The sequence below is a fragment of the Roseibium sp. M-1 genome, from assembly GCF_054515675.1.
The window spans coordinates 1,804,217-1,830,807 of the sequence record NZ_CM137257.1 but is presented as its reverse complement, the minus strand read 5'-3'; the positions used below and the strand labels follow the sequence as shown (position 1 = coordinate 1,830,807).

17 protein-coding genes are annotated in these 26,591 nt (G+C 60.9%); 11 read left to right on the top strand and 6 right to left on the bottom strand.

Annotation, left to right across the window (positions count from 1 at the left end):
- Positions 1-23 precede the first annotated feature (23 nt).
- Both ACX3M4_RS08320 and ACX3M4_RS08315 read right to left on the bottom strand, forming a co-directional pair.
- Positions 24-1,142: an HPP family protein gene (locus ACX3M4_RS08320; RefSeq protein WP_459358118.1), complete on the bottom strand. Its 1,119-nt coding sequence runs from the start codon at positions 1,140-1,142 to the stop codon at positions 24-26.
- Positions 1,143-1,347: 205 nt separating this feature from the next.
- A complete protein-coding gene (locus tag ACX3M4_RS08315; protein WP_459358117.1) occupies positions 1,348-2,346 on the bottom strand; it encodes a DUF2336 domain-containing protein in 999 nt (332 codons plus the stop codon).
- Between the two features lie 129 nt (positions 2,347-2,475).
- Here ACX3M4_RS08315 and ACX3M4_RS08310 point away from each other — a divergent pair, with 129 nt between their 5' ends.
- The 5 genes from ACX3M4_RS08310 to ACX3M4_RS08290 all read left to right on the top strand — a co-directional run bounded on the left by ACX3M4_RS08310 (position 2,476) and on the right by ACX3M4_RS08290 (position 10,225).
- Positions 2,476-3,138, top strand: coding sequence for a glutathione S-transferase (locus ACX3M4_RS08310; protein ID WP_459358116.1), 663 nt, complete (start codon positions 2,476-2,478; stop codon positions 3,136-3,138).
- Positions 3,139-3,388: 250 nt separating this feature from the next.
- Positions 3,389-4,924, top strand: a complete 1,536-nt coding sequence (locus ACX3M4_RS08305; RefSeq protein WP_459358115.1) for a Do family serine endopeptidase — start codon at positions 3,389-3,391, stop codon at positions 4,922-4,924.
- A gap of 223 nt (positions 4,925-5,147) precedes the next feature.
- Positions 5,148-5,834, top strand: a complete 687-nt coding sequence (locus ACX3M4_RS08300; RefSeq protein WP_459358114.1) for a response regulator transcription factor — start codon at positions 5,148-5,150, stop codon at positions 5,832-5,834.
- A complete protein-coding gene (locus ACX3M4_RS08295; RefSeq protein WP_459358113.1) occupies positions 5,818-7,272 on the top strand; it encodes a sensor histidine kinase in 1,455 nt (484 codons plus the stop codon). Before ACX3M4_RS08300 ends, ACX3M4_RS08295 begins: the two co-directional genes overlap by 17 nt.
- Positions 7,229-10,225, top strand: a complete 2,997-nt coding sequence (locus tag ACX3M4_RS08290; RefSeq protein ID WP_459358112.1) for a bifunctional [glutamine synthetase] adenylyltransferase/[glutamine synthetase]-adenylyl-L-tyrosine phosphorylase — start codon at positions 7,229-7,231, stop codon at positions 10,223-10,225. Before ACX3M4_RS08295 ends, ACX3M4_RS08290 begins: the two co-directional genes overlap by 44 nt.
- Before the next feature lie 70 nt (positions 10,226-10,295).
- Here ACX3M4_RS08290 and ACX3M4_RS08285 read toward each other — a convergent pair whose 3' ends face one another.
- From ACX3M4_RS08285 to ACX3M4_RS08270, 4 genes are all read right to left on the bottom strand, one after another.
- Positions 10,296-10,808 carry a DUF3592 domain-containing protein gene (locus ACX3M4_RS08285; protein WP_459358111.1) on the bottom strand — a complete coding sequence of 171 codons (513 nt, stop codon included), beginning with the start codon at positions 10,806-10,808 and terminating at the stop codon, positions 10,296-10,298.
- Positions 10,809-10,853: 45 nt separating this feature from the next.
- The gene (locus ACX3M4_RS08280; protein ID WP_459358110.1) at positions 10,854-13,208 is read right to left on the bottom strand and encodes a PAS domain-containing sensor histidine kinase; all 2,355 of its coding nucleotides are present in this window, start codon (positions 13,206-13,208) and stop codon (positions 10,854-10,856) included.
- A 169-nt stretch (positions 13,209-13,377) separates the two neighbouring features.
- Entirely contained in the window at positions 13,378-16,023 is a 2,646-nt protein-coding gene (gene pepN / locus ACX3M4_RS08275) for an aminopeptidase N (protein ID WP_459358109.1), read from the bottom strand.
- Between the two features lie 212 nt (positions 16,024-16,235).
- Positions 16,236-17,888 carry an HWE histidine kinase domain-containing protein gene (locus tag ACX3M4_RS08270; RefSeq protein ID WP_459358108.1) on the bottom strand — a complete coding sequence of 551 codons (1,653 nt, stop codon included), beginning with the start codon at positions 17,886-17,888 and terminating at the stop codon, positions 16,236-16,238.
- Positions 17,889-18,206: 318 nt separating this feature from the next.
- Here ACX3M4_RS08270 and ACX3M4_RS08265 point away from each other — a divergent pair, with 318 nt between their 5' ends.
- The 6 genes from ACX3M4_RS08265 (at position 18,207) to ACX3M4_RS08240 (ending at position 26,572) form a co-directional block, all read left to right on the top strand.
- A complete protein-coding gene (locus ACX3M4_RS08265) occupies positions 18,207-18,704 on the top strand; it encodes a class I SAM-dependent methyltransferase (RefSeq protein WP_459358107.1) in 498 nt (165 codons plus the stop codon).
- Between the two features lie 40 nt (positions 18,705-18,744).
- Positions 18,745-19,929 carry a CaiB/BaiF CoA transferase family protein gene (locus ACX3M4_RS08260; RefSeq protein WP_459358106.1) on the top strand — a complete coding sequence of 395 codons (1,185 nt, stop codon included), beginning with the start codon at positions 18,745-18,747 and terminating at the stop codon, positions 19,927-19,929.
- 15 nt (positions 19,930-19,944) lie between these two features.
- Positions 19,945-20,553, top strand: coding sequence for an NUDIX domain-containing protein (locus ACX3M4_RS08255; RefSeq protein ID WP_459358105.1), 609 nt, complete (start codon positions 19,945-19,947; stop codon positions 20,551-20,553).
- Positions 20,554-20,701: 148 nt separating this feature from the next.
- The gene (locus ACX3M4_RS08250; RefSeq protein ID WP_459358104.1) at positions 20,702-22,579 is read left to right on the top strand and encodes an adenylate/guanylate cyclase domain-containing protein; all 1,878 of its coding nucleotides are present in this window, start codon (positions 20,702-20,704) and stop codon (positions 22,577-22,579) included.
- A gap of 223 nt (positions 22,580-22,802) precedes the next feature.
- Positions 22,803-24,689 (top strand): ABC transporter ATP-binding protein, encoded by a 1,887-nt coding sequence (locus ACX3M4_RS08245; RefSeq protein ID WP_459358103.1) that lies wholly within the window; start codon positions 22,803-22,805, stop codon positions 24,687-24,689.
- Positions 24,686-26,572: an ABC transporter substrate-binding protein gene (locus tag ACX3M4_RS08240; RefSeq protein WP_459358102.1), complete on the top strand. Its 1,887-nt coding sequence runs from the start codon at positions 24,686-24,688 to the stop codon at positions 26,570-26,572. Before ACX3M4_RS08245 ends, ACX3M4_RS08240 begins: the two co-directional genes overlap by 4 nt.
- Positions 26,573-26,591: the final 19 nt, after the last annotated feature.

Genomic DNA, 26,591 nt, shown 5'->3' with positions numbered 1-26,591 from the left:
AGGTTCTCCTGTTTCGCGATCTTTCAGGCCGCCTCCAGGGCAGCGGTGGAGAAGGTCAGAGCTTCCATCAGACCTGTCCGCGTCAGAAACCCTAGGAATTTACGATTTTCACATATGGGAACAATTTCAAGGCGGCTTCCGATCATGAGTGGCAAGGCCTTGCCGAGCGGCAGGCTCCCTTCATAGATGGCCGCTGGAACTTCCATGATCTCCCGGGCGGTAACCCTGGCAGTCTGCAGCTCCTGGAGGCCTGCATTTGCGAGAAGGAGAAGCAGGTCCTTTTGCCGGATCATGCCAAGAAGATGACCCGCTTGCGAAAGCACCGGCAATACCGTCAGCTCGGTCTTCCCGAACGCATGCGCAACGTCGCCGATCGGGGCATCCGGCGCGACGGTAATACCATCTCCGGACACGGCGTCGGCGCAAGAGATGCCGTCATAGGGAGGTCGTATCAGTTCGGCTTCGACTGCAGTAACGAGCCGGGCGAGATCCACCGCGCCCAGATTGGCGGATTGATGCAGCTTGGACAGGACTTCCGCCAGTTTGCCTTCGTTCAGTCCGAGACGTTGCAACGGAGGAGCGCCGTTTTCCATGAGGCTGGTCCTGAACGGGTATTTTCTTCCTGAAAACCGATGAAACAGGAGGCCGGTGAGCACCAGGACACATGTGAGAACCACGGTGTTTAGACAAACCAAAACGGCACCAGCATCGGTGGTCAGCTCCGGTGTCAGTCCGATCAGCAAAGCGACGGCTCCGCCGGGCGGGTGCAGTGCCCGGCAAATCATCATCGCGGCGAACGCGAGTGCAACGGCTGCGACAGGAGCAACAGATGCCAACGCTGGAGGAAGAAAGCTGACCGCAGCAACACCGCAGACTGCGGCGACTGTGTTGCCGAAGATGGCGGACCACGGCTGTGCCAGGGGGCTGTTGGGAACGGCGAAGACGAGCACCGCCGTCGCTCCAAGCGGGGCGATCAGGAATAGATGCAGCGCACCGCTCACCGACATCAGCCACACCACAAGCGCGCAGGCCGCAATTCCCGACGCACCGCCGGCCATGGCCACCATCACTTCAGGCACCCTAGGCCAGGGCAAGGCCGGGACGAGTGCGCTTCGCAGGAAATGTCTGTCTTTTGAGGACATGATCAGCCTAAGGAATGAGCAATTGCACAAGCATTAGGCGATTTCTATCGGCGTGACGTGGTTTTTGAAACTCAATTTTCCAAAGGTGGGGAAACGGATTTCCCGCACCGGCCTTTTCAATGCCAAGGGTGCGGGAAACATCTGAAAAAGCCGGTTCGCAAAGGCGAGGTGACAGGAAGGATGAGATGTCTAATCAGGCATGCCCTCAGGCGGCCTGCTCGTGTTTGGCAGCCTTCAGCTTGATCTTCATCAGCGCCAGCAACCGCCGGGCGTCGGTGTCGTCGAGCATATGATAGTTGGTCAGCCACTTGCTTCCGGTGCTTTCCGGAAACTTCAGGTGCTTGCAGCGTTCCTTGCAAACCGCCTGGAACTCCGCCGCACCGATGCCGCATGCCCGGCAGACTGTGGCAATACCGGTGGAATCGAAGCGAACCATCAGGTTATGGACATATTTCAGGTCCAGACCGGAGAAGAACGCCAGCAGAGCCACTGCATCGAAAAGATTGTGCTCATGCGAAAGCTGGTAGATTGCCTTGTTCAAGTTGGTCTTGCCGAGCCGGATGCCCATCAACCACGCCTTGGGGCTGATCTTTGAGGGTTTGCGGACCAGTTCGGAACCGGCGGCGATCTCGCCATCGTCCCGGAACAGGTCTTCAAGCAGTTCCTCGTTCGTTTTGCGCAGGTGGCGGATACGGTCGCCCAGCTGCTTCGGCATATCCTTCACCAGGCTTTCGAACACCGGCATGGTGATCTCGGCACCAAGGTTGGAAGCAATGGCGTGCTTGACGTCCCTGTTGCCGCGCTTGATCAGGAGACCGCTGAGATCCTTGCTGACATGATCGCGTTTGGCCAGCGCCAGGAGATAGGCCTGGTCCTTGGTGCGGGCGATCCTATGCAGGTCTTCTTCCCGCAGCGATTTGGAGCGTTCCAGAATCGCCTGTGCGACGGGCAGGTCGTCATTGGCCATTGCCGCGGCAAGCTTGGACGACATGGACTGCACATCCGCCAGCCGTTCCGACATCTTGCGCTTGGCTTCGTGCTCCAGCGAGTCGTAAACGCCCTCCAGCATATTGTTCAGAAGGTGGGTTTCCTCGGATCCGGGATCGTCGGCGCGGGCGACAAGAAGTCCCGTCACGTGCTCGGCAAGCTCGTGTTTTTTGGCGGAGGAACTGTCTTTGGCAAGCTTTAGAAGCGAGTCGCTCATGTCACTACCCTAACAGTCGGAGTCTCTCCAAATTTCCTTTATAACCTGTGAAAAACCGCCATGGTTTTGTTACGAAGCCGGATATTGGCAGGTGTTGACGCAGCTTTCGCGATCCGTCATGGGAGACAGATGACCTCGCAGCCCATCCTGTATTCCTTCCGCCGGTGCCCCTATGCGATCCGGGCGCGTCTGGCGATCGCCTCCAGCGGCGTGACCGTGGAGCTGCGGGAAATAGTCCTGCGCGAGAAAGCGCCTGAATTTCTGAAAACTTCGCCTTCTGCGACCGTGCCGTGCCTGAAGGACGGCGAGACGGTGCTGGATGAAAGCCTGGACATCATGATGTGGGCCCTTGGCCGCTGCGACCCTGAAAGCTGGCTGACACCTGAGACAGATGACCTTCAAACGGCGCTCGGTCTGATCGGCACCTGCGACGGTCCCTTCAAGCGTCATCTCGACCGCTACAAATACGACACGCGCTATGCCGATGCGGTGAAGGAAGACGAAAGAGCATTCGCGTCGGAGTTTCTGTGGCAGCTGGATGGGCGCCTTGCCGGCAGCTCCTGGCTGCTGGGAAACCGGGCATCGCTTGCCGATTTTGCGATCCTTCCATTCGTGCGCCAGTTCGCCAATGCCGGCCGCGACTGGTTCGATGCGGAAGGCTGGGAGGCGCTGAAGACCTGGCTGACGGCGTTTGAGACCTCGCAGCGGTTTCAATCCGTTATGCGGAAATGGCAACCGTGGCAGGCCGGAGCGGTGCCGGAGGTTTTTCCCGCGCGGCAACAGGCCGCCTGACGCTCAAATTTTTTATGAGAAGCATTGGCTGAACTGACGATAGTCTGCGGAAACAGTTGAGATAATTTGTTTGAGATCTTGTCATCGATCTTGCAGCGTCAAACCTTTTCCCCAACCTTAACAAACTGTAATGCCGCCGACAGGCGCCTGTAAGATTGGATTTCTTATCTTCATCCTCGAACCTGAGACACACGCCTTCGAAGCGCGGTCGAAAGGATTATCAGATCGAGATTCGACAGAGGAAGATAAGATGCAAAACAGTCGGTCAGTTTCTCCCCTGCGCTCCCGCCGTGCCAAATTGCTGGCAGGTGTCGTGGCGCTTGGTGCCGCCGGTCTTCTGACCGCGCAGACCACCATTCCGAGCCAGCTGGCCTTCGCGGACGCGGTTCGCGTCAACACGGCGGCGCCGCTGGACTTCTCCGACGTTGTCCAGGCCGTCAGCCCTGCCGTAGTGAGCGTCCAGGTCAAGCAGGCAGCAGAGCCGCGGATGATGAACTTCAACGGCGGCGACGGCGAAAACTTCCAGGATTTCTTCAAGGGACTGCCGGACGGTCATCCGTTCCAGCGTTTCTTCCGTGATTTCGGCGGTCAGGGTGGCGACCAGCAGCAAGACCAGCGCCGCGCACCGCGCCAGTACGGCATCTCCCAGGGATCCGGTTTCTTCATCTCCGACGACGGTTACCTCGTCACCAATCATCATGTGATCGACAACGGCACCGAATTCACGGTGATCGACCGGGACGGCAAGGAATACAACGCCACGCTGATCGGCGCCGACAAGCGTACGGATCTCGCCCTGCTGAAAGTCGAGAGCGACGAAAAGTTCACTTACGTCGACTTTGCCGATGAGGCACCGGAAGTCGGAGAGTGGACCGTGGCCATCGGCAACCCGTTCGGCCTTGGCGGTTCGGTCACCGCCGGGATCATTTCGGCCCGCGGCCGCGACATCGGCGCCGGTCCCTATGACGACTTCATCCAGATCGACGCCCCGGTCAACCGCGGCAACTCGGGTGGTCCGGCCTTCAACATGCATGGCGAAGTCATCGGCGTGAACGCGGCGATCTTCTCGCCTTCCGGCGGCAACGTCGGCATTGCATTCGCCATCCCTGCCTCGACCGCGCAGGATGTCATCATGGAGCTGAAAAACGACGGCACGGTCGTACGCGGCTGGCTCGGCGTTCAGATCCAGGACGTGACCGATGACATCGCGGAGAGCCTTGGCCTGGAGGAGGCCCGCGGCGCGATCGTCGCGGAAGCGCAGGAAAACAGCCCGGCTCAGAAGGCTGGCCTGCGCTCGGGCGACACCATCCTGGCTGTCGAGGGCACCGATGTTAAGGGACCGCGCGAACTGTCCAAGATCATCGCTGCCTACGAGCCGGACACCAAGGTGGATGTGACCGTCTGGCGCGACGGCGAGAAGAAGGACATCACCGTCACGCTCGGCCGCCTGCAGGAGCAGGAGAAGGTTGCGGCCGTCCAGCCCGAGGCGAATGAGACCAAGACCAGCCTCGACGATCTCGGACTGGTTCTGACCACCAAGGCTGAGGCCGGCATGGAAGGCGACGGCGTTGTCATCGCCGAGATCGATCCGGACGGCCCGGCTGCCGAAAAGCGGCTCACCCAGGGGGACGTCATTCTGGAAGTCGCCGGAATGAAGGTGTCGAGCCCTGCCGACGTGCTGAAAGCGCTGGAAAAGGCGGAAAAGGACGGCCGCAAGGCAGTGCTCTTCCGTGTTGAAAGCAACAACACCACCAGGTTCGTGGCCCTGCCCATGAACCTTGCCTGATCAGGATCCGGGTCTGCCCCGAACCGGAACCTGTGCGGCTGAGACCGGCCTGCCCTCTGCCCCCAACCCCGACGGGCCGGTCTTCGCCAAAGCCAATCCGCACCAGAAGAAATGGATTGGCCACGGGGTTTGCCTCAAACCCTGACTGACTGGCGGCGGCGCCTCACATCCATCGCCGCCGCCAGCCATTTTCATTCAGCGCAACTCAAGGTAAAAGGGTGAGATGTTGAGGATTCTTGTCATTGAAGACGATCCCGAAGCCGCCAGCTACCTCGTCAAGGGGCTGAGCGAGCTCGGTCATACCGCCGATCAGGCTGCAGACGGCCATGTCGGCCTGGAAATGGCACAGGACAGGGAATACGACATTCTCATCGTTGACCGGATGCTGCCGAAGATGGACGGGCTCTCGCTCGTCCAGGAACTGCGCCGCGACGGCAACCACACACCGGTGCTGATCCTCTCCGCACTTGGTCAGGTCGACGACCGCGTCAAGGGCCTGAAGGCCGGCGGCGACGATTACCTGCCCAAACCCTATGCCTTTACAGAGCTCCAGGCGCGTGTCGAAGCGCTTGCAAGACGTCCCAAGTCCGCGAGCCAGGTCGAGACCACCTACAAGGTCGGCGACCTGACGCTGGACCGGATGGCCCATTCCTGCCGCCGCGGCGAGATGGACATTCCCCTGCAGCCGCGCGAGTTCCGCCTGCTGGAATACCTGATGCAGAATGCCGGCCAGGTGGTTACCCGCACCATGCTGCTGGAAAACGTCTGGGAATATCACTTCGATCCGCAGACCAATGTGATCGACGTCCATATCTCGCGCCTACGCGGCAAGATCGACAAGGGCTTCGAGACCCCGCTGCTGCACACCATCCGCGGGGCCGGATACACGATCCGTGACGCGGCTCACTAGGTATACGAGAACAACAGCGTTCAAGCTGTCGCTGCTCTACATCGCCGTCTTCACGGTGATGTCCGGCGTCATGCTGTTCTATATCGCCGACAACACCGACAACCTGATGTCGGAACAGGTAGTCCAGTCCGTCGACGCGGAAATGAAGACGCTTGCCGATGTCTATGTGCGCGGCGGCATACGCGACCTGGTCGAAACCATCGACCAACGGTCCCGCCATCCCGATGCCAGCCTCTATCTTCTGGTCGATTTTGCCGGCAATGCCCTTGTCGGCAATATTGCCCGGCTGCCGACGACGGTGCTGGAAGAGGCCGATGGCGGCCTGCGCCGGGTCCGTTACACGCGGATTGGCCAGGACCGTGAGGATGTCGAACGCCAGGCGATGGTGCGCACGTTCGAGCTGCGCGGCGGTTTCCGGCTGCTGGTCGGCCGCGACCTCGGCGATCAGCTGCTGTTTTCCAACCTGCTTGCCAATGCCCTGCGGCTGTGGCTCGCCGTCGTTGTCGTCATGGCGGCGATAACCTGGGTCTTTGTCAGCCGCCGGGTGATGCGGCGCATCGACGAGATCTCCGCCACCAGCCGTACCATCATGCAGGGCGACCTTTCCGGACGTTTGCCGGTTGCCGGCAATGACGACGAATTCGATCGCCTGGCCGTCAACCTCAATGCCATGCTCGACCGCATCGAGGTGCTGATGCAGTCGATGAAGGACGTCACCGACAATATCGCTCATGACCTCAAGACACCGCTGACACGGTTGCAGACCCGGATCGAGACCGCCTTGCGTGAAGCCAAGGGGGAGGCCTGTTACCGGGAAAGCCTGCAAGCGACCCTGGACGAATCCGACCAGTTGCTCCGGATCTTCAATGCGCTTTTGCGTATCGCCCGCGTGGAATCGATGAGCCCGGCCTCTGTGATGGAACCGACGGATCTGAAGAAACTTGTCGCGGAAGTAGCCGAGCTTTACGAACCGCTGGTCGAGGACGAGGGCGGCCGGCTGGAGATGGCCGTGCCGGACGGACTGTCCGCGGATTGCAATCGCGATCTGATCAGCCAGGTTCTCGTGAACCTCATCGAAAACGCTCTCAAATACGGCCGCCCCAAAACCGGTGAACTGTTGATCCGCCTTTTTGCAGAAATCCAAGGCGATCGGATCGTTTTGAGTGTTGCCGACAACGGACCGGGTATTCCCGAGAAAGACCGGGACAGGGTCAAGGAACGCTTCGTCCGCCTTGAGGAAAGCCGTTCAGAGCCTGGAACAGGCCTCGGATTGAGCCTCGTCAAGGCAGTTGCCCGCTTGCATGGCGGAGACTTGCGCTTCAAGAATGAGGATCCCGGGCTCTGTGCCCGGATCGATCTCAAGCCGGTGAAACCGGACGACAGCAGGAGCGGGCATGAACAAGGCGGCACATCCGGACGGGCAGGACACAAGGACTGACCAGGACGGCGGCGCGGGCCGTCTCGCCGACCGGATTGCGGTTGTGCCGGTAACATCGGATCCGGACCACGCCAACCTGTTCCTGAAGGATCTGCTGGGTCATGCCGAGGCCGGTGCCGGGCTGAAGGACCTGCTGGCGAAGAAGCCCGATGTGGAAGGCTTTCTCACCGGCATCATCGGCAACTCGCCCTATCTGCGCGACCTGATGCTGGCCGACCCGCCACGCCTTCTTGCCCTTATGAACGAAGCTCCGGAAACAAGGCTCAAGCGTCTGCTGAACGACGCCAGGGAAGCAAGGGCAGAGGACGAAGCCGGCATCATGCGTGCCCTGCGCCGGCTGAAACACGATCTGGCCTTGACGCTTGGTCTTGCCGATATCTCCGGCGCCATCGGCCTCAACCGGGTGACCGGCGCCCTGGCGGGCTTTGCCGATGCGGCACTGACGGCGGCGATCCGCTTCTGTCTTGGCGATCTTGCCCGGCTCAACAAGTTTGCCCCGCACGACCCGGACCGGCCGGAAGAGGACAGCGGCCTGATCGTGCTCGCCATGGGCAAGCACGGCGCCAACGAGCTGAACTATTCCTCCGACATCGACCTGATCGTTCTCTACGACCCGGCAAAGGCACCGATGGCGGGCAATGCCGAAGCCCCGGTGGAATTCGTCCGCCTGACGCGGCGGCTCGTCAAGATCATGCAGGACCGGACGGCGGACGGTTATGTCTTCCGCACTGACCTGCGCCTGCGCCCGGACCCGGGGGCGACGCCGCTGGCCATGTCAGTGCCGGCGGCGCTGGTCTATTACGAATCCCTTGGCCAGAACTGGGAACGCGCCGCCCTCATCAAGGCGCGGCCCTGCGCCGGCGACATTCCCGCAGGCGAAGCTTTCCTGCACGAGATCGTGCCCTTTATCTGGCGCAAGTATCTCGACTTTGCCGCCATTGCCGACGTCCAGTCGATCAAACGGCAAATCCACATGCACAAGGGCCATGGCGCGATTGCCGTTGCCGGCCACAACGTCAAACTCGGCCGTGGCGGCATCCGCGAGGTGGAATTCTTCGTCCAGACCCAGCAGCTTATCGCCGGTGGCCGCAACCCGACTCTGCGCGGCCGGCGTACCCTCGATATGCTCGACGCACTTGTTGAAGCGGACTGGATCCGGCCACGCACCCGTGACGAAATGGCTGCCGCCTACCGCTTCCTGCGCGACGTCGAGCACCGCATCCAGATGCTGAACGACGAACAGACGCAGCTTCTGCCGAAGGACACGGAAGGCCTGAAGCGCGTCGCCACGCTCATGGGCTTCGACGGCCTGACTGGGTTCGAAGCAGAACTCCTCGGCCATTTGCGCAAGGTCCAGCATCACTATGCGGAACTCTTCGAGGACGAACCGGCACTGTCCTCCGATCTCGGCAATCTGGTCTTCACCGGTGACGACCACGACCCGGGCACGCTGGAAACGCTGGCCCAGCTCGGCTTCAAGCAGCCGAACGAGGCGGCGGCAATCGTCAAGGCCTGGCATTTCGGCCGTTATCCCTGTACCCGCTCTACCAAGGCGCGCGAACGCCTGACGGAAATGCATCCGGCCTTGATCGGCGCGCTGGCAGCCACCGACAATGCGGATGCAGCCCTGCGCGCCTTCGACAGCTTCATGGCGAAACTGCCAGCAGGCGTGCAACTGTTCTCGCTGCTGCGATCCAATCCGCAACTGCTGACGCTTCTGGCCACCACCATGGGCGCTGCGCCGCGTATGGCCGAGACCGTCTCCAAGCGCGTGCATGTGCTCGACGCGGTCCTTGATCCCGCCTTTTTTGGTGCGATGCCGAGTGTGGAAGAATTCCGCACCGGCCTCGACAGGACGCTGGCACAAGCGCGGTTCTATGAGGAAGCGCTCGACAGGGCGCGGATCTTCACCCAGGAACAGCAATTCCTGATCGGCCTCAGGCTGATCTCCGACACATTGTCGGCCGACCGGGTCGGCTTTGCGCTGGCGAGGCTGGCGGAAGTGGTCGTCGATCGCATCCTCAAGCAGGTGATCGTGCATGTAGCGGAAACGCATGGCGAAGTGCCGGGCGGCAATGTCGCGGTGATTGCCATGGGCAAGCTCGGCGGGCGCGAAATGACGGCGGCCTCCGACTTGGACCTCATCCTGCTCTACGAGGCACCGGAAGACGTCAAGCAGTCTGACGGCAAGCGGCCGCTGGCGATCACCCAGTATTACACCCGCCTGACCCAGCGGCTGGTAACCGCGCTCAGCGCACCGACGGCCGAGGGTTCACTTTACGAGGTGGATTTCCGGCTGCGGCCTTCCGGCAATGCCGGCCCGCTCGCCACCAATCTCGACGGCTTCATCTCCTACCAGAAGAAGGAAGCCTGGACCTGGGAACATATGGCGCTCACCAGGGCCCGCGTCATCGCATCGACCTCACAGGACTACAGGCAGAAGATCTTCGACAGCATAAGCGGCACGTTGATCCAGCCGCGGGACAAGGCGAAACTTGCCGACGACGTCCGCTCCATGCGTGCCCGTATCGAAAAGGACAAGGGCACCAAGGATATCTGGGATCTGAAGCAGATCGCCGGAGGGTTGGTGGATATCGAGTTTCTGGCCCAGTTCCTGCAACTTGCGCATGCCGAGGAGAACCCCGCCATTCTGGCCCAGGCGACGGAACAGGCGCTTGAACAATTGCGCGACGCGGAGTTTCTGACGGCGGGCGATGCGGAGCTGTTGCTGGAGGCGCTGCGGCTCTACCACCGCCTGACACAGGTTCTTCGGCTGGCGCTCTCCGGCAAGTTCGTTCCGGCGGAGGCCCCGCGCGGTGTGCTGGATCTATTGGTCCAGGCGTCCGGAAGCCCGACCTTCGACCGTCTTGAAGCCGAGTTGGCCGAATTGCAGGTGAATGTGCGGGCGGCCTTCGCGCGGCTGGTAGGGGAGGTCGAGGCGGTACAGCCCTGACCTGGAGAGTGGCCCGTTTCTGCCGAGGCGTCCAATAAGGTCCGAGGCTTCGTTTTGGCCTGGCACCCCTTCAGCGCGGGTCTCGTCTGCGGCCTGTGCCTGCGTCGAGACGGGCCTTCTTCAGCCGGTCGCGGATGCGGTCCACAACGACCATCAGCACGACAAGCCCAAGAACGCCGAAGCCAAAGAAGAACAGGCCTTGCGAAAATGCGGCGACACTTCCCCTGGTGAGTTCCGAGATCTGGGGCGCGCCGCGGGCATAGTGAACGGCCACCGCATCACCCGGACCGGTTTCCGCATACCGCTCGGGCTTCACACCTGACTCGTCGACATAGTCAATGCCATCAACCTGATACCGGTAGCTCAACAGGTGCAGCGTCGACCCGAGTCCGTCCGGATTGTAACGCCGGTATTCGGTTCGCTTGGCAAGAACGACGCCCTTGGTCGTTGCCCCTTCGCTCGCCAGAAGCTGGGCTTCGTTTCTGGCCTGAAGGCCGAGGTAGAGGAAATAGAGGCCCATGCCCAGGATGAGGACGTAGAAGACCGGCCGGTATCTGTCGTAAAAAGCGTAGCGGTTTCTCATGAGATAACCCGAATCCGGCTCTGGGTCTTGCCCCGTGCCATCGGGTCAGGCGCTCGCCCTGGTGGCCTCTTCTTCCGCCAGCGGAAGCGTGAAGCTGACGGTCGTGCCCTTCTTGACCTCGGAGCGGAGAGTGAGCTTGCCGCCGTGCAGTTCGACCAGGGAGCGGGCGATGGCAAGGCCGAGGCCGGAACCCTGGTGGGTCTTGGTGAACTGGTTCTCCACCTGGACGAAGGGCTGGGCGAGGCGCTCGATGTCGCGCTCGGAAATACCGATGCCTGTATCGCTCACCTCGAAGTGCAGCTTGTCGCCGCGCGGGCGGGCCCTCAGGGTCACGGTGCCGTTGTCGGGGGTGAACTTCACCGCGTTGGCAAGGAGGTTGAGAAGGATCTGCTTCAGGGCGCGCTTGTCGGCCTCAACCATCAGCGTGTCGCCGACGTCGGCGGTAACCGTGATGTTCTTCTCCGTGGCGGCCCCGGTCACGATGCGGCTGGCATCCGCGGCAACGGCGGCTGCGCTGACGGCTTCGGTTTCGATCGTCATGCGGCCGGCCTCGATCTTGGACATGTCGAGAATGTCGTTGATCACGTTGAGGAGATAGGTGCCGGAGGAGTAGATGTCCTTGCAATAGTCTGAATAGCGGTCGGTGCCGACGGGTCCGAACATCTCCTGGGTCATGATGTCGGAGAAGCCGATGATCGCGTTCAGCGGCGTCCTGAGTTCGTGGGAGATATTGGCAAGGAATTCGGACTTGGCCTTGTTGGCCGCTTCCGCGTTGGTCTTCTCTTCCTGATACTTGTCGGCCATTTCCACCAGCTGGCGCGCCTGGATTTCCAGTGTCTGGCGGGACTTCTGCAGGTCAGAGACGGTGTTTTTGAGCCGCTTTTCCGACTCCATCAGCTTTTCTTCGTGCTTCTTCAGCGCGGTGATGTCGGTGCCGACAGACACGAAGCCGCCGTCCTTGGTGCGGCGCTCGGAGATCTGCAGCCAGCGGCCGTCTTCCAGCTGGGCCTCGTAGGAGCCGTCGGGCGCACCGCCGCGCTGGCGCACGGACACAGGCTGCGGTGCGACTTCCGCGTTGGAGGCTGCTGCCATGACGTCCTTGTAGGGCGTACCGGGCTTCACCACCGTATTCGGCAGGCTGTGCAGGGCCTGGTAGTTCGAATTGCAGATGACCAGCTCGTTCTTCGCATTCCAGAGAACGAAGGCCTCGGAAATGGTCTCGATGGCGTCGCGCAGGCGCAGGTCCGCCATGCGGCTGTGTTCGGCCAGTTCGTGCTGCTCGGTAATGTCGATGCAGATGCCGATCAGGTGCGGCTCGGCGCGGCCGGGCTCGGACTGGATCTCGCCGCGTGCCCGAAGCCAGATCCAGCTGCCGTCCGCATGGCGCATACGGAATGTCTCGTCGACCAGGCTTTCGCCGCTTTCCAGAAGGTGTTCGGCAAGGCCCAGAAGGTCGATATCGTCCGGATGGGTGATGTCGGCGACATCGGCAAAGCTCAGGATGTCGTCCTTCGGCTCGCGTCCGAGCAGCTCATAGAGCGAGGAAGACCAGAACATGCGGCCTCGGGACAGGTCCCAGTCGAAGAGACCGCAGCGGCCGTGGGTGAGGGCGGTGTCGATACGGGCCCGGGTCGCCGCATACATGTCGTCGGCGGCCTCCGCGCGGGTTGCCTGGGCAAAGAAGCCGTAGATGACTGCCAGCAGCACCAGGGACGTGCCGACGAACAGCGTCACATTGGCGGAAAGGTCGTGGCGCCATTGGCCGTAAATGGCACTTTCCGGCTGCAGCGCTGCGACCATGCCGAGGCGGCCGTCAAGAAGGTGCACGGTGGCCATGACGTCCTGCTCGCCGGCGCTGCCGCCAAGATTGGTCGCAATCGACATGACGCCGGCGCGCGCACCGAAGACCATCAGAGGTTGGGAGGGGCCGAGAATGTCGCTGATAGGCCGGCTTTCGAGGGCCGGCTGAACTGGCGCGGAGGCAACGATGGTGCCCGTCTGGTCGGTAACCACATAAATTCGTCCCTGGCTGGTCGCGCCTGCCGGCAGGCTGTCGGCCAGAAGCCGTTTCAGGGTCGTGTTGAAGCCGGTTTCGGAAAGCGTGCCTTCCCCGCTCGCCAGGCCGCCCGCCACCACGGTCGCCATCAGGCTCAGCGTCGTCTGTGCGCTTTGTTGTGTCTCGGTATAGTCATTGGCAAGTTCACCGGCCCGGAAGAGCGCCAGGATGATGATGAAGACAATGGCGAGACCGGGAATGATGCGCCGCATCAGGCTGTCGGAGCGGGCGAGGCTGTCGCGCATGGTGCCGAGTACGGAGCGCAGGGGCAGGCCGGTCGCGATTGCGTCCGTCTCCCGTTCAGACTCCTTCTCGCCGCGCCGCGTAGATGCGTCGCCAGCCATTGCTCGCGCCATAGGAAGTGTGCCTCAAAATCCGCCGCATCGGAGCTCGCCCCGAATCACTTTCATTTGAATCAAAATGGCCGATTTTGTCCAGACCCCGGAAAGAACAAAATGGTTAATGGAAGCCGGCTTTTGCTGCAGTTGCGTTAACCTTTTGCAGTATTGCAGACTATTGCAAGGTTCTGTCGACGATGTCCCGACTGTCTCTCGACAGATTTTCGCATGACGAAATCCTCAGGAGAGCAGATTCAGCAAGGGCAGATCTCTGTGGGTCAAGTGCGCGCCAGGAGCGGAAACTCGTCAGAAGCCGGGAGGCGACCTGCGGATTGCGCTTGTCGATGTCTAGGACCGATTCGGCTACCAGTTCGAAACCTGCACCGTCGAGCCGGGCGAACTGGGTTGGATTGCCGGTCGCAAAGGACTGCAGAAGCGCGCGCACGCGGTTCGGGTTGCCGGCATCGTAAAGCGGGTGAGACCGCAGCGACTTGACCTTGTCGAGGGTTGCTTCCCCCGGGGCGGTCGCCTGGGTCATGAACCACTTGTCCATGGCGAGCGAACTTTCGGAGTGCTTCTTCCGGTAGACTTCAAGCGCGTCTTCTTCGCGGGACAGGTGATCGTGGACAAGCAGCGTCAATGCTGCGAGCCGGTCTGTCATGTTGTCGGCACTGATGAAACGGTCCCAGACGACGTCCGCAGCGTTCGCTGCGCCGGAGGCGGCGTAATAATGCAGGACCCGGTTGGCGAGTGCTCTTTTTCCGGCACTTTCCGCGTCGGGCGAGAAGGCGCCCTGCGGTGTCAGGCTGCCACCGAAGGAAAGCAAGTCATCCCCCAGATGCCGGGCGATCGCCTCGCGAAGGACCTGGCGGGCGGTGTGAACCGCATCCGGATCGACGTCCTTGCCGATCTCCTGCGCAATATCGGCTTCGCTTGGCAGGGTGAGGGCCTGTGCCCTCAGGGCTTCGTCCAGGCTGGTGTCGCGCAGAACTGCGCCGAAGACGGCAATGACTTCACTGCCCGGCGTGCCGGTTTCGCCGGCGCGATGGAGCCCCGCCAGCCGGACGAGATCCTGCATGGCAAGCGTTTGTACGGCTTGCCAACGGTTGAAGGGATCGGTGTCCTGGGCTGCCAGGAACTGCAGATCATCCGCCGCCAGAGGCAGGTTCAGCCGGACTGGGGCTGAAAACCCGCGCAGCAGCGACAGCACCGGTGCTGAGGCGACATCGTGGAAGGTCACCTTCTGATGCGCCTTGTCGAAAACGATCACATCGCCGTTGACGGTTGCCCCTTCGGGAGAACCGGCATTCATGTCCTCGCCATTCGGTCCCAGAAGGCCGAAACGAAGCGGGATCACCGCCGGCCGGCTGGTCTTCTGGCCAGCGATCGGCGGAATTTCCTGGGTGAGCGAGAGGGTGAAAGTCTTGCGGTCCGCATCGTGCTCTGTTTCCACGGTCACGACCGGGGTGCCTGCCTGTTCGTACCAGCGCGAGAACTGCGCCAGGTCCGTGGAGGCGGCTTCCTCGAAACAGGCAAGAAAGGCTTCGATGGTGGTGGCTTCGCCGTCGTGACGGTCGAAATAGAGATCGAGACCCGCCCGGAAGTCTGTCTCTCCGAGCAAGGTCTTCAGCATGCGCACGACTTCGGCGCCCTTCTCGTAAACGGTCGCCGTGTAGAAGTTGTTGATTTCATGATAGGTGCGCGGCCGAACCGGATGAGCAAGCGGGCCGGCATCTTCCGGAAACTGGTGCGACTTCAAGAGCCGCACATCGGCAATGCGTTTGACCGGGCGCGAGCGCATGTCGGAGGAAAATTCCTGGTCGCGGAAGACAGTCAGGCCTTCCTTCAGGCACAGCTGGAACCAGTCGCGGCAGGTGATGCGGTTGCCGGTCCAGTTGTGGAAATATTCATGCGCGATCACGGCCTCGATATTGGCGTAGTCCTGATCGGTTGCGGTCTCCGGATCGGCAAGGACATATTTGTCGTTGAAGATGTTGAGGCCCTTGTTCTCCATTGCGCCCATGTTGAAGTCCGACACGGCGACGATGTTGAAGACATCAAGGTCGTATTCCCGGCCGAAGGCTTCCTCGTCCCAGCGCATGGAGCGCTTGAGGGAATCCATTGCCCAGCCGCAGAGGGCCTCCTTGCCGTGTTCGACATAGATGTTGAGCGCGACCTCCTTGCCGGAAGCGGTCGTGAAACGGTCGGCAACTTCGGCAAGGTCACCTGCAACCAGGGCAAAGAGATAGGCGGGTTTGGGATGCGGATCGTGCCAGACGGCATAGTGCCGGTCCGTGCCTGCTATGTCGCCCGTTTCCTGCGGATTGCCATTGGCCAGCAGCACCGGGCAATCGGCCTTGGAGGCTTCCAGCCGGGTCGTATAGACGCTGAGGACGTCCGGCCGGTCGAGGAAATAGGTGATGCGGCGGAAGCCTTCCGCCTCGCACTGGGTGCAATAGGTGCCGGACGAGCGGTAGAGCCCCATGAGCTTTGTATTGGCATCCGGATTTATCGTCGTGACGAGCGTCAGTTCGAAGGGAGCCGCAGGCGGAGAATGAATTTCGAGCCGGTCCGCCTCGGCCGAATAGGCGTTATCGGCCAACGGAGTACCGTCCAGGCTGATGGCGCTCAGCGTCAGTTCGTCGCCGTCCAGGACCAGCGGTGCACCGGCGGCGGTGCCGTCCTGTCTGGAGACGGAGAGAGATGCCGTGACCGTTGTTGCCACAGGATGAAGATCGACGTTGAGATGAACCTTGTCGATGCGGTAGGCGGGCGGTTGATAGTCTTCCAGCCGGATGGCCGGCGCCGTTTCGGAACGCATCTAAACAATATCCTGGATCTGTTAAACCGACTGCGGGGCTCGTCTGCGAGGCGTTAGCATGATCGGGCAGGAGGGCAAAGTCCAGTTTCGGTTTCAATCTGCGGGATAGGCAAGCGGTGATCGGTACTTCTCTGTCCTGGCCGGGAATCGGAGCCTTGTTGCCATTGAAAGATAAGGTCTGGATTGCCCAGGACTCTATGCAAATGCGCAGCTCAAGGCTTGGGTTGATCGGGAACGACACTCGATAGCGGAGCGCAGAGCGTCCATTCAAATCCGGTTGGATGATAGTCGACCTGAACTGTCCCCTTCGTCACGGATTGAATGTGGTCTTTCAGGATCACTTGTCCAAATCCGGTCGATTGGGGAGGGGAAACGGGAGGACCACCGGTTTCTTTCCAGTTCAGCTTAAGGACTGCCGTTTCCGCATCATCCGGCCGCTCGGTGTTCCAGGAAATGCTTATACGCCCCTCTCGCCGCGAAAGAGCTCCGTACTTCGTTGCGTTTGTTGCCATCTCGTGGAGCGCCATCCCCAGTTGCTGGGCAAAATCTCCCGAAATGTCGATCGGGTCGCCCTCTATCGCGACATTCCCGAGCCCGACGGAAAAGGTCTCCAGCTGCCGCGACACTAACTCGCGCAATGATACCCGCCCGACGGCGTCGCGTGTGAGCAGGTCAAGCGAGGCACCGAGGGCCATGACCCTGTTGCCCAGAACTGTGGCCATTGCCTCCGTGTCTGTCTGATGCCGTGCGGTCTGCCGGATCATCGACAAAAGCACGGCCATCAGGTTCTTTGTCCTGTGTGCCAGTTCACCCATGACAACCCTGGTGCGCTGTTCGGCTTCGCTGCGTTCGAACGAAGCATTCGACAGGGCAATTGCGACTGCATCAATTTCGCGGATGGGCGATCTGGAGGGCGAAACGACTTCACCATTGCCGACATGTGCCGCCATGTTCGCGAGTTTGGAGATCGCTGAACTCAGTGCTTCCGCCACGAACAGGGAAACCGCGATGAGGAGGGCAAGAAGCACAGCGCCGCTTGTCAGAAGGAAAAGCCAGTTTTGCAGGAGGGATGGCCGCACGGATTGCATCGGGCCCCATTTGAGGGCTGCCCAGCCGCTGGTGGAGACCTTTGCAAAGCCGAACAAATCGCCGGAATCTTCGTCTCGAAAGACGCCACTTATTTCGTTTTTCGGTATTTTGGAAACGACGCCGAGCGGGGAGCCGGGGACAAGATCGGGATTGCCGAAAGCGGCGACGATGACACCTTGCGCGTCCACGACGGCGACATTCCAACCTTCAGGGATATCTTGAGATCCAAGCGCCTCGTCAATTTCGCTGGCGTTCTTCGTTATGATCACTCCGCGAGCGTTGGTTGCCTGCGACACAGGAAGCGGCTTGACGACATTGAAGACAAACTTTTCGCTGGTCCTCCCAAAGAAGACATTCGAAACGACAGTCAGGCCTGTCTCCAACGCCGTTCTGAACGAATCCATGTCGGAGGTTGTACCGCTGGCTTCTTCAAAGGGAACACGCGTGTTCAACAATTGCCGGCCGTCTTCGTCGACGACAATCACGAACTTGCCGGCACCGGCCAGAATAAGGCTGGTCCTGTAGTGAACTTCCCTCAATTCGCCGGTTTCCAGATCGGGAGCCGAAGCGACCAGATCCAATGTCGACATCATGTCGTTGAGGATCAATGCGACGGTCGCGGATATCGCGTTGACCTCGCGATGGGTCTGCCGCTCAAGTGCCGCCTGATCGCTTGTGTTGAGCTGGTTGATCAGAACGGCGACGAAAACGGCAACAGGGACAGCTAACGCTACAGCAATTGCGATAAGCGCGGACCTTAGGGAAAATGAGCGCATCAATTTCAGTCTAATCTCGCTAGCCGTTTGAATGCCATCATCATTGTTGAGCGTCATCGGCAAGTCCAGAATACTTGGACGGAAGGTGCCGTTTTGCGATAGGTGTGTGTGCCGTTTTTCACCCTTCAACTCCACAAAGACTTCGATTGCCAATCAAGCCGCCCGGCGAAAGGGTGAGGGCACACCAGAACTATGGCGAAAGTCCGCGTTTGGTACACTCTTTGCGCAGGGGTCTTCAGGTAACTTGTAGAAGGGGTTTTGACGCCGGGCGGGGCATTGTCTATGTGAGAGGCGTCGTTAGTTGCAGGGACCTTTTTCATGAGCCGTCTGGACAGTTTTATCCGCCGTATGACTTCGCAGAAAATTCTGCTGGAATTCCTGGTTGACCAGGTCAACGAAGTCGAGGGGCCGGTCCTTGAGCTCGGGCTTGGCAACGGCAGGACTTACGATCACCTGCGCGAGATTTATCCGAACAAGGAAATTTTCGTCTTCGATTTCGCGATGGAATGCCACCCAAGCTGTGCGCCTGATGCCGAGCACATGATTCTCGGCAACATTCGCGACACGCTGATCTTCTGCGGACCACGCATCAAGGCCAAGGCCTCTTTTGCCCATATCGATATCGGCTCCGCGGATCCCACAAACGATCTGGCCATCGCTTCCTGGTTGGCTCCGTCCCTCGACAAACGCATGGCAATCGGCGGTTTCGTCCTGTGTGCGCTTGAGCTGGACCTGCCCAACTTCGAAACCCTTGAAAAGCCGGCCGGCATTCATCCGGGCCGCTACCATATTTATCGCAAGATTGCCGAAGCCTGAACCGCTCTCCCAACCGCTTAACCCTCCAGGACCTCTTCCCATGACCGCGCCGCTCAAAGGCATCAAAGTTGTCGAACTCGCCCGCATTCTGGCCGGACCCTGGACCGGGCAGACGCTGGCCGATCTCGGTGCGGACGTCATCAAGGTAGAGAGCCCTGAGGGAGACGATACGCGTGGCTGGGGGCCGCCCTTCGTCAAGGACGGGGACGGCAACGACCGGGATGCAGCCTATTTTCATTCCTGCAACCGTGGCAAACGATCGATCACCGCAGATTTCCGGAGCGAAGAAGGCCAGGAGCTGGTCCGCAAGCTGGTCGCCGGCGCCGATGTCCTGATCGAGAATTTCAAGGTCGGCGGCCTCGCCAAATACGGGCTCGACTATGACAGCCTCAAAGCAGTCAATCCGAAGCTGATTTATTGCTCGGTCACCGGATTTGGTCAGGACGGGCCCTACGCGCACCGGGCAGGCTACGACTTCATGATCCAGGGCATGGGCGGCATCATGGATCTGACAGGCGAGCCGGACGGGGCGCCGCAGAAGATCGGCGTTGCCTTCGCCGATATCTTTACCGGGCTCTATGGTGTCATCGGAATTCTGGCTGCCTTGCGCCGCCGGGACGAAACCGGCGAGGGCGACCGGGTCGACATGGCGCTGCTCGATGCCCAGGTCGCAGTTCTTGCCAATCAGGCGCTGAACTACTTCATCTCCGGCAAGGCGCCGAAGCGCCTTGGCAACGCCCATCCCAACATCGTGCCCTACCAGGTGTTTCCGGCAAGGGATGGCCATCTGATCATCGCGGTCGGCAATGACGGCCAGTTCCGTCGGCTTTGCGCTGTGCTTGGCTTGCCGCATCTGGCGGACGAGCCACGCTACGCAACCAATGCAGCCCGGGTTTCCGCGCGCTCGGACCTTGTGCCGATCCTAGCGGCCGAAACAGCGACCCGCGCCCGGGACGATCTCCTTGCCGCGCTGGAGGGCGAGGGTGTCCCGGCCGGGCCGATCAACTCGGTGGAAGACGTCTTCAACGATACCCAGGTCAAACACCGGGGTCTGAAGGTCGATCTGCCCGCGAACGGTGTTGATGGCGGTATGGTCTCTTCGGTGCGCTCGCCTATCCGTTTTCTCAATGGCGACCTCGTGCTCGACCGGGCAGCGCCTGCGCTGGGCGAGCACACGGAGGAAATCCTGTCCGAACTCGGGCTTGCGCCCGGCCTGAAAGGCTGAACCTGGATAATTGCGATGAGCGAACCCGACCGAAATGAACCGGATTATCTGAAAATTCTCGACAGCACGGTTCTTTCCGGCGGCTGGGGCAAGCTGACGCGCCACCACATTGCCTACCGACGCAAGGATGGAACCTGGCAGGAACAGGCGCGCGAGGTCTATGACCGCGGCCACGGCGCCACCTGCCTGCTGCACGATCCTGAAACCGACTGTGTCCTTCTCACCCGGCAGTTCCGCCTGCCGGTATGGTTCAGCGGCAGGGAGCCGATGTTGATCGAAGCGCCGGCCGGCCTGCTGGAAGGCGCGCATCCTGAAGACCGCATGCGGGCGGAGCTGATCGAGGAGACCGGATTTCAGGTTTCCGAACTCACCCACCTCTTCGATGTGACGATGAGCCCGGGGTCTGTCACCGAATATCTGGCATTCTTCACCGGCACCTACCATCTGAAGGATCAGGTCGCCGAAGGCGGCGGTGCTGAGGATGAGGGCGAGGACATCGAGGTGTTGCATGTGCCGCTGAAGGAAGCGCTTCGCATGATCCGGTCAGGTGAAATCTCGGATGCCAAGACCATCATCCTGCTGCAGGAGCTGGCGTTGCGGCTCTATGTGGAAACACCCGCCTGAGATGAGCCTCGGTTGCATCGGCGGTGGAAAATCGGAAGCTTGCCTTAATTTGACGCAAACCGTCAGGCAGGTAAGCTTCTGAAACGCAACGAGGGGCCTCCAAGGGCGGTAAGATGCGTCATAGTCACCACTCTTTGGTCTGAACCCGATGGAAAAGAAGACACGCAGCCGCCGGCGCATCCAACTGTCCCTGACGACCATCGTCGGGGTGGGTTTTGGCGCGTTCGTTGCGATCGCCATCGGTCTCGTGCTCGGCCTGTCGGTCTCGGCCAATTTCCGCAACACCTTCTCGCTGCTCAATGACAAGACGATCCTGAGCACCCAGTCGCTGGAAACGCAGTTGCGCACGCATTTCGCGTCGGTCGAGAATGCCATTGTCGGGCTGAAACCCTATTTCGACGATGGCACGATCGGCTTTCCGGATCCGGAACGCACACTGCAGGATCTGACGATCGCGCTGCAGTCCAACCGCGACATCACCACACTTGCCGTCACCGCTCCCGACGGACGCCGCCTCGGCATCTACCGCGCGCCCAACGGCAAATTGTGGCGCATCGAGACCGACGCGCCGCCACCTGGCATGAACGCCCAGGACCTGCCACAGCTCTCCCCCGACAGCCCTCCAAAATGGGGCCCTCTTGTCAGCCATGAAGTCGGTCTCTTCGCCAATGTGTCCGTTCCGATCGTCCACAAGGGCGTGATGACCGGCTTTCTGACGGCCGCCACTTCGATGGAGGAGCTTGGGCAGATCGTCTCTGCCCAGGATGAGGGCGCGGACAACACGGTCTTCATCATCGCCGACGGCGACCAGGTGATCCTGCATTCAGATGCGGACTGGCTCCAGACCGGCGGCAGCATCCGCGATAAGCTGCCGTCCTCCTGGCAGACGGTGGGCGACCCGGTCCTTGCTGCCATGGTGGACGAGGAGAAGCTGGAGGAATTCAAAAAGGCCGCCGAACTTGGCATCGAGGTCTCCTTTGTCGATGCCAATGACGAAGAATACATCATGATGAAAGCCAAGCTGGATGGCTTCAGCGACAGGCCCTGGACCGTCGGCCAGTATTACCAGAGCGCGACGGTCTCGCGGGAAGTCCGCCGGTTGGCTGGCTCAATGTTCGTCGGATTCGGTGCACTGGTTGTCTCGGTTCTGATCGCCTTCTGGATGGGGCGGCGCGTTGCGCGCCCGTTGCGCTATCTCGCCGTTCAATCCAAGCGCGTCGGGACATTGTCGTTGAACGAGGTAGAACCGCTGCCACGCAGCCGGGTCGCCGAGATCGACCAGGTAGCGCTCGCCTTCAACTCCATGGTGGAAGGCCTCAAGGCTATGAACACCTATGTGCCCCGTTCGCTCTTCATCAAGCTGATGCGGCTGGGCGGCGGTGCGGCGGCGGATGCACGGGAAGCCGAGCTGACGATTCTGTTCACCGATATTGTCGGCTTCACCGCCCTGTCCGAGCACATGAGTGCGGAAGAGACAGCGGGCCTGCTCAACGATCATTTCGCCATCCTGGTGGAAGCGGTGGAAGGTGAGGGCGGGACCGTCGACAAGTTCCTTGGCGACGGCATGCTGGCATTCTGGGGCGCGCCGGATGCGCGGCCGGACCATGCCGAAGCGGCGGTCCGGACAGCCCGGCGCATTGCCGCTGCCCTGCACGAGAACAATCTGCAGGCAAAGGCACTGGGCCGCCCGCAGATGGAGCTGCGCATCGGCATTCACAGCGGCCCGGCCGTTGTCGGCAATGTCGGCGCGCTCGACCGCTGGAACTATACGGTTGTCGGCGACACTGTAAACGCGGCCGAGCGCCTGCAGACGCTCGGCAAGGAAGTTCCGGATAGCCCGGAGGTGACGATCCTTGCCAGCGCCGACACCATTGCCCGCCTGCCGGGCGAACAGCACCAGCGCCCGGTTGGGGCACATCACCTGCGCGGCCGCAGCGGCCTGATGGAAGTCTACTGTCTCGACCCGTTTCCAGAGCAGGGAACAAGTGCCTCGGCAGTGGAACGGCCGGTGTCCGCCGCCGAGTAAAGCGCGCCCGGCACACTTTCCGGAGCAAGGCGGTCCGCTGTGTTGTGTCTTGTGTCGTCTGGCATCGTGTCTGGAATCGTTTCTGGCCCGGTGTGATGCAGATCACAGTTCTGCTGCCCCGATTCCTGCATTGCTATCGGCAGGCGAATTTGGTTGTCTTTGAAATGCAATGAGGGCTTAGTAAGCCTCGGTCAGACAATCCTTGCCTGGGAGGAAGCTTGCGGTGAATGTTCTCTCGATCGAGGGACTGACGGTTGATTTTAATACGGCGGAAGGCCTGACCCGCGCCGTGGATGACGTGTCTTTCGTCGTTCCCGAAAACCGGACGGTCGCGCTGGTGGGCGAATCCGGGTCGGGCAAGACGGTCATATCCCAGACCATCATGGGACTGCTGCCCCAGGCTGCGCAGATCACGTCAGGCAAGGTGATCCTGGCAGATCCGACAGGTGCCGAGCCACCGGTCGACATCGCAACGCTGGAGCGCAAGGGGCCGCAGATGCGCCATTTGCGCGGCAACCGCGTCGCCATCATTTTCCAGGAACCGATGACATCGCTGTCGCCGCTGCACACGATCGGCGACCAGATCGGCGAGGCGGCGCTGCTTCACCGCAACGTCTCCGCGGCGGAAGCGAGAGAATTGACCCGCACCATGCTGAGCCTGGTGCAGTTCCCCGACCCCGAGCGCGCCCTCGATACCTATCCGTTCGAACTTTCCGGTGGCCTGCGCCAGCGCGCGATGATTGCAATGGCGATGATCTGCCGGCCGGCGCTTTTGATTGCTGACGAGCCGACGACGGCACTGGACGTCACCATTCAGGCGGAAATCCTGAAGCTGATCCGGGAAGTTCAGGCCGAGCTTCGCATGTCGGTGCTGATGATCACCCACGATTTCGGTGTAGTCGCCAACATGGCCGATGAAATCGCCGTGATTTATCATGGCCGGATCATGGAGAAAGGCACCGCCCAGCAGCTCTTCTCCAACCCGAAGCACGACTACCTGAAAGCGCTGCTCAACGCGGTGCCGAGCTTCCACATGGACCGGAACGAGCGGCTGGTGCCGATCCGTCCGATCAAGGTGCGCTCCGAAGACCTGACCGCCAACCGGCCGCACTGCGACGTGAAGCCGGGCGAGCCGCTGGTGGAAATGCGCAGCGTCACCAAGCGCTTCACGCTCCGCAAGGGGTCGTTCCTGGGCGGCAGGGTCAAGACCATGACCGCGCTCGACGACATCAACCTGACGATCCGCCGCGGCGAATGCCTCGGCCTTGTCGGTGAATCGGGCTCGGGCAAGACGACAGCCGCCAAGGCAGTCCTGCGGGCTATGAACCTGGAAGGCGGCAAGGTTCTCTATAACCGCGGCAAGGGGCTGGAGGACATTGCTTCGCTGAAGGGCGCGGACCTGATGGACTACCGCCGCCGCGTCCAGTTGATCTTTCAGGATCCGTTTTCCTCGCTCAATCCGCGCATGACCATAAACGACACTCTGATGGAGCCGTTGGAAGTCCACGGCATCGGCACCCCGCAGGAGCGGGCGGAGCGAGCGCGCAACCTGATGACACTGGTCGGTCTCGACCCGCGTTACCTGCGCCGCTACCCGCATTCCTTTTCCGGTGGCCAGCGCCAGCGTATCGGTATTGCAAGGGCGCTCACGCTCAATCCGGAATTCATCCTGTGCGACGAGCCGACTTCGGCGCTGGATGTCTCCGTACAGGCGCAGATCCTGAACCTGCTTCAGGACCTGAAGCGGGACCTGAACCTGACCTATCTCTTTGTCAGCCATAACCTGGCTGTGGTCGACTACGTGGCCGACCGGATTGCCGTGATGTGCCGCGGACGGCTCGTTGAGCTTGGCGAGACGCGCACCGTCACGAGCAATCCGCTCCACCCCTATACGAAGGCGCTCCTGTCCGCGGTTCCGGAACCCGACCTGTCGGCGCCTTTAGACTTTGCCGCCCTCGATGCCAACCGGGCATCGGAGCCGCAACTCTGGCCGGATCCCTTCCGCCTGCCCGACGGCGTTGAACCGTCGCTGGTGGAGATGGAACCGGATCACTTTGTCTGCGCACCTGGCCTGAAGAATGCCGGGGCGCTTGAGGGGACTGCAGCATGAAACTTCTGAACACGTTTAGGGCCGGTCTGTTTCTGACAGCAGCCTTGATCGCGGGCCCTGCGGCCGCGCTCGAGCTGAAGGAGACACCGGGCCTCGATCCGTCACTTCCACCGGTCGCCGAGCGGGTGCCGGAGGAACCGCTTGTCGTCGACATGGAAGCCAAGGGCCGCACAACCGGCAAGCATGGCGGAACCATCGACACGCTCATCGGCCGGGCGAAGGACGTCCGACTGATCAATGTCTGGGGCTATGCGCGCCTCGTCGGCTACAACGAAAAGCTCGAACTCGTGCCGGACCTTCTGGCCAATGTCGAAGTGGAAGACGGCCGCATCTTCACCCTGCACACCCGCAAGGGCCACAAGTGGTCGGACGGGAAGCCCTTCACTTCGGAAGACATCCGCTATTATTTCGAGGATGTGGTCAGCAATGAGGCTCTGACGCCTTCGGGGTTGCCGCCGTTCCTGTTGTCGAATGGCAAGGGACCGAAATTTGAAGTGCTGGATGAGACGACGGTGCGGTTCACCTGGGAGGATCCGAATCCGCTCTTCCTGCCTGAACTTGCCAAGTCCAGACCGCCCTTCATCTACCGGCCGGCGCACTATCTGAAGCAGTTCCATGAAAAATACGGCGAGCCGGACTTCATCGCCAAGCAGGCGGAGACTGTAAAGGCACGCAGCTGGGCGCCGCTTCACGCCAAGAAGGACGACATGTACGACGCCCAGAACGTCGATCTGCCAAGCTTGCAGCCTTGGATCCGCAAGCGGGACGACAGCGATCTGCGTTTCGTATTGGAACGCAATCCCTATTATCACCGGGTCGACAGCGCGGGCCAGCAACTGCCGTATATCGATCATGTCGTCATGACGGTTGCCGACGGCAAGTTGATCCCGGCCAAGGCCCAGGCGGGCGAAAGCAATCTTCAGGCAAGGAACCTGTCTTTTGCCGACATCACCGTCTTGAAGAAGGGTGAGAAAGACAACGACTATGTGACCGCGCTGTGGTCCAACACCAAGGGCTCGGAAATCTCGATCCTGCCGAACCTCACCGTCAAGGACCCGGTCTGGCGCGAGCTGATGCGGGACACGCGCTTCCGTCATGCCCTGTCGCTGGGCATCGATCGCAACCTGGTAAACCGGGTTCTGTTCTTTGGCCTCGGCACTCCCGGCAATGATACGGTTCTGGCACAAAGCCCGCTTTACAAAGCCGCTTACACCACTGAATGGGCCGAGTTCGATCCGGACCAGGCAAATGCTCTTCTGGACGAAATCGGTCTGACACAGCGCAACGGCGAAGGTATCCGCCTGATGCCGGATGGCCGTCCTCTTGAAATCATCGTGGAGACTGCCGGCGAGGAACAGGTCCAGGACGATGCCCTGGAGCTTGTCGGAGAAATGTGGAAAGAGCTGGGTATCAAGCTTTTTGCCAAGCCGAGCCAGCGCGACAACCTGCGTGAGCGGGCCATCACCGGCGACCTGGTGATGTCGGTCTGGTGGGGCATTGAGAATGGCATTCCTACTTCTGAAATGCCGCCCGAGGACCTTGCACCGGTCCGTGGCGACGCTTTGTCGTGGCACAAATGGGGCGATTATTACGAAACGCAGGGTGAGGGCGGCGAGAAACCGGACTGGGCCCCGGCAGAACGCTTGATGGAACTCTACAAGGCCTGGCTGGTCTCCAGAACACCTGAGGAGCGTACCGGTATCTGGGAAGAAATGCTCCAGATCCATGCTGACGAAACGATCCGAATAGGCCTGGTTTCGGGCGTGCGTCAGCCTGTCGTGGTCAAGGGTCTTGAAAATGTGCCGCTTGAAGGGATCTACGGTTGGGACCCCGGAGCACATTTCGGAATTCACCGTATGGATGAATTCTACAAGACGAACTAACCTATAGAACACATGAAAA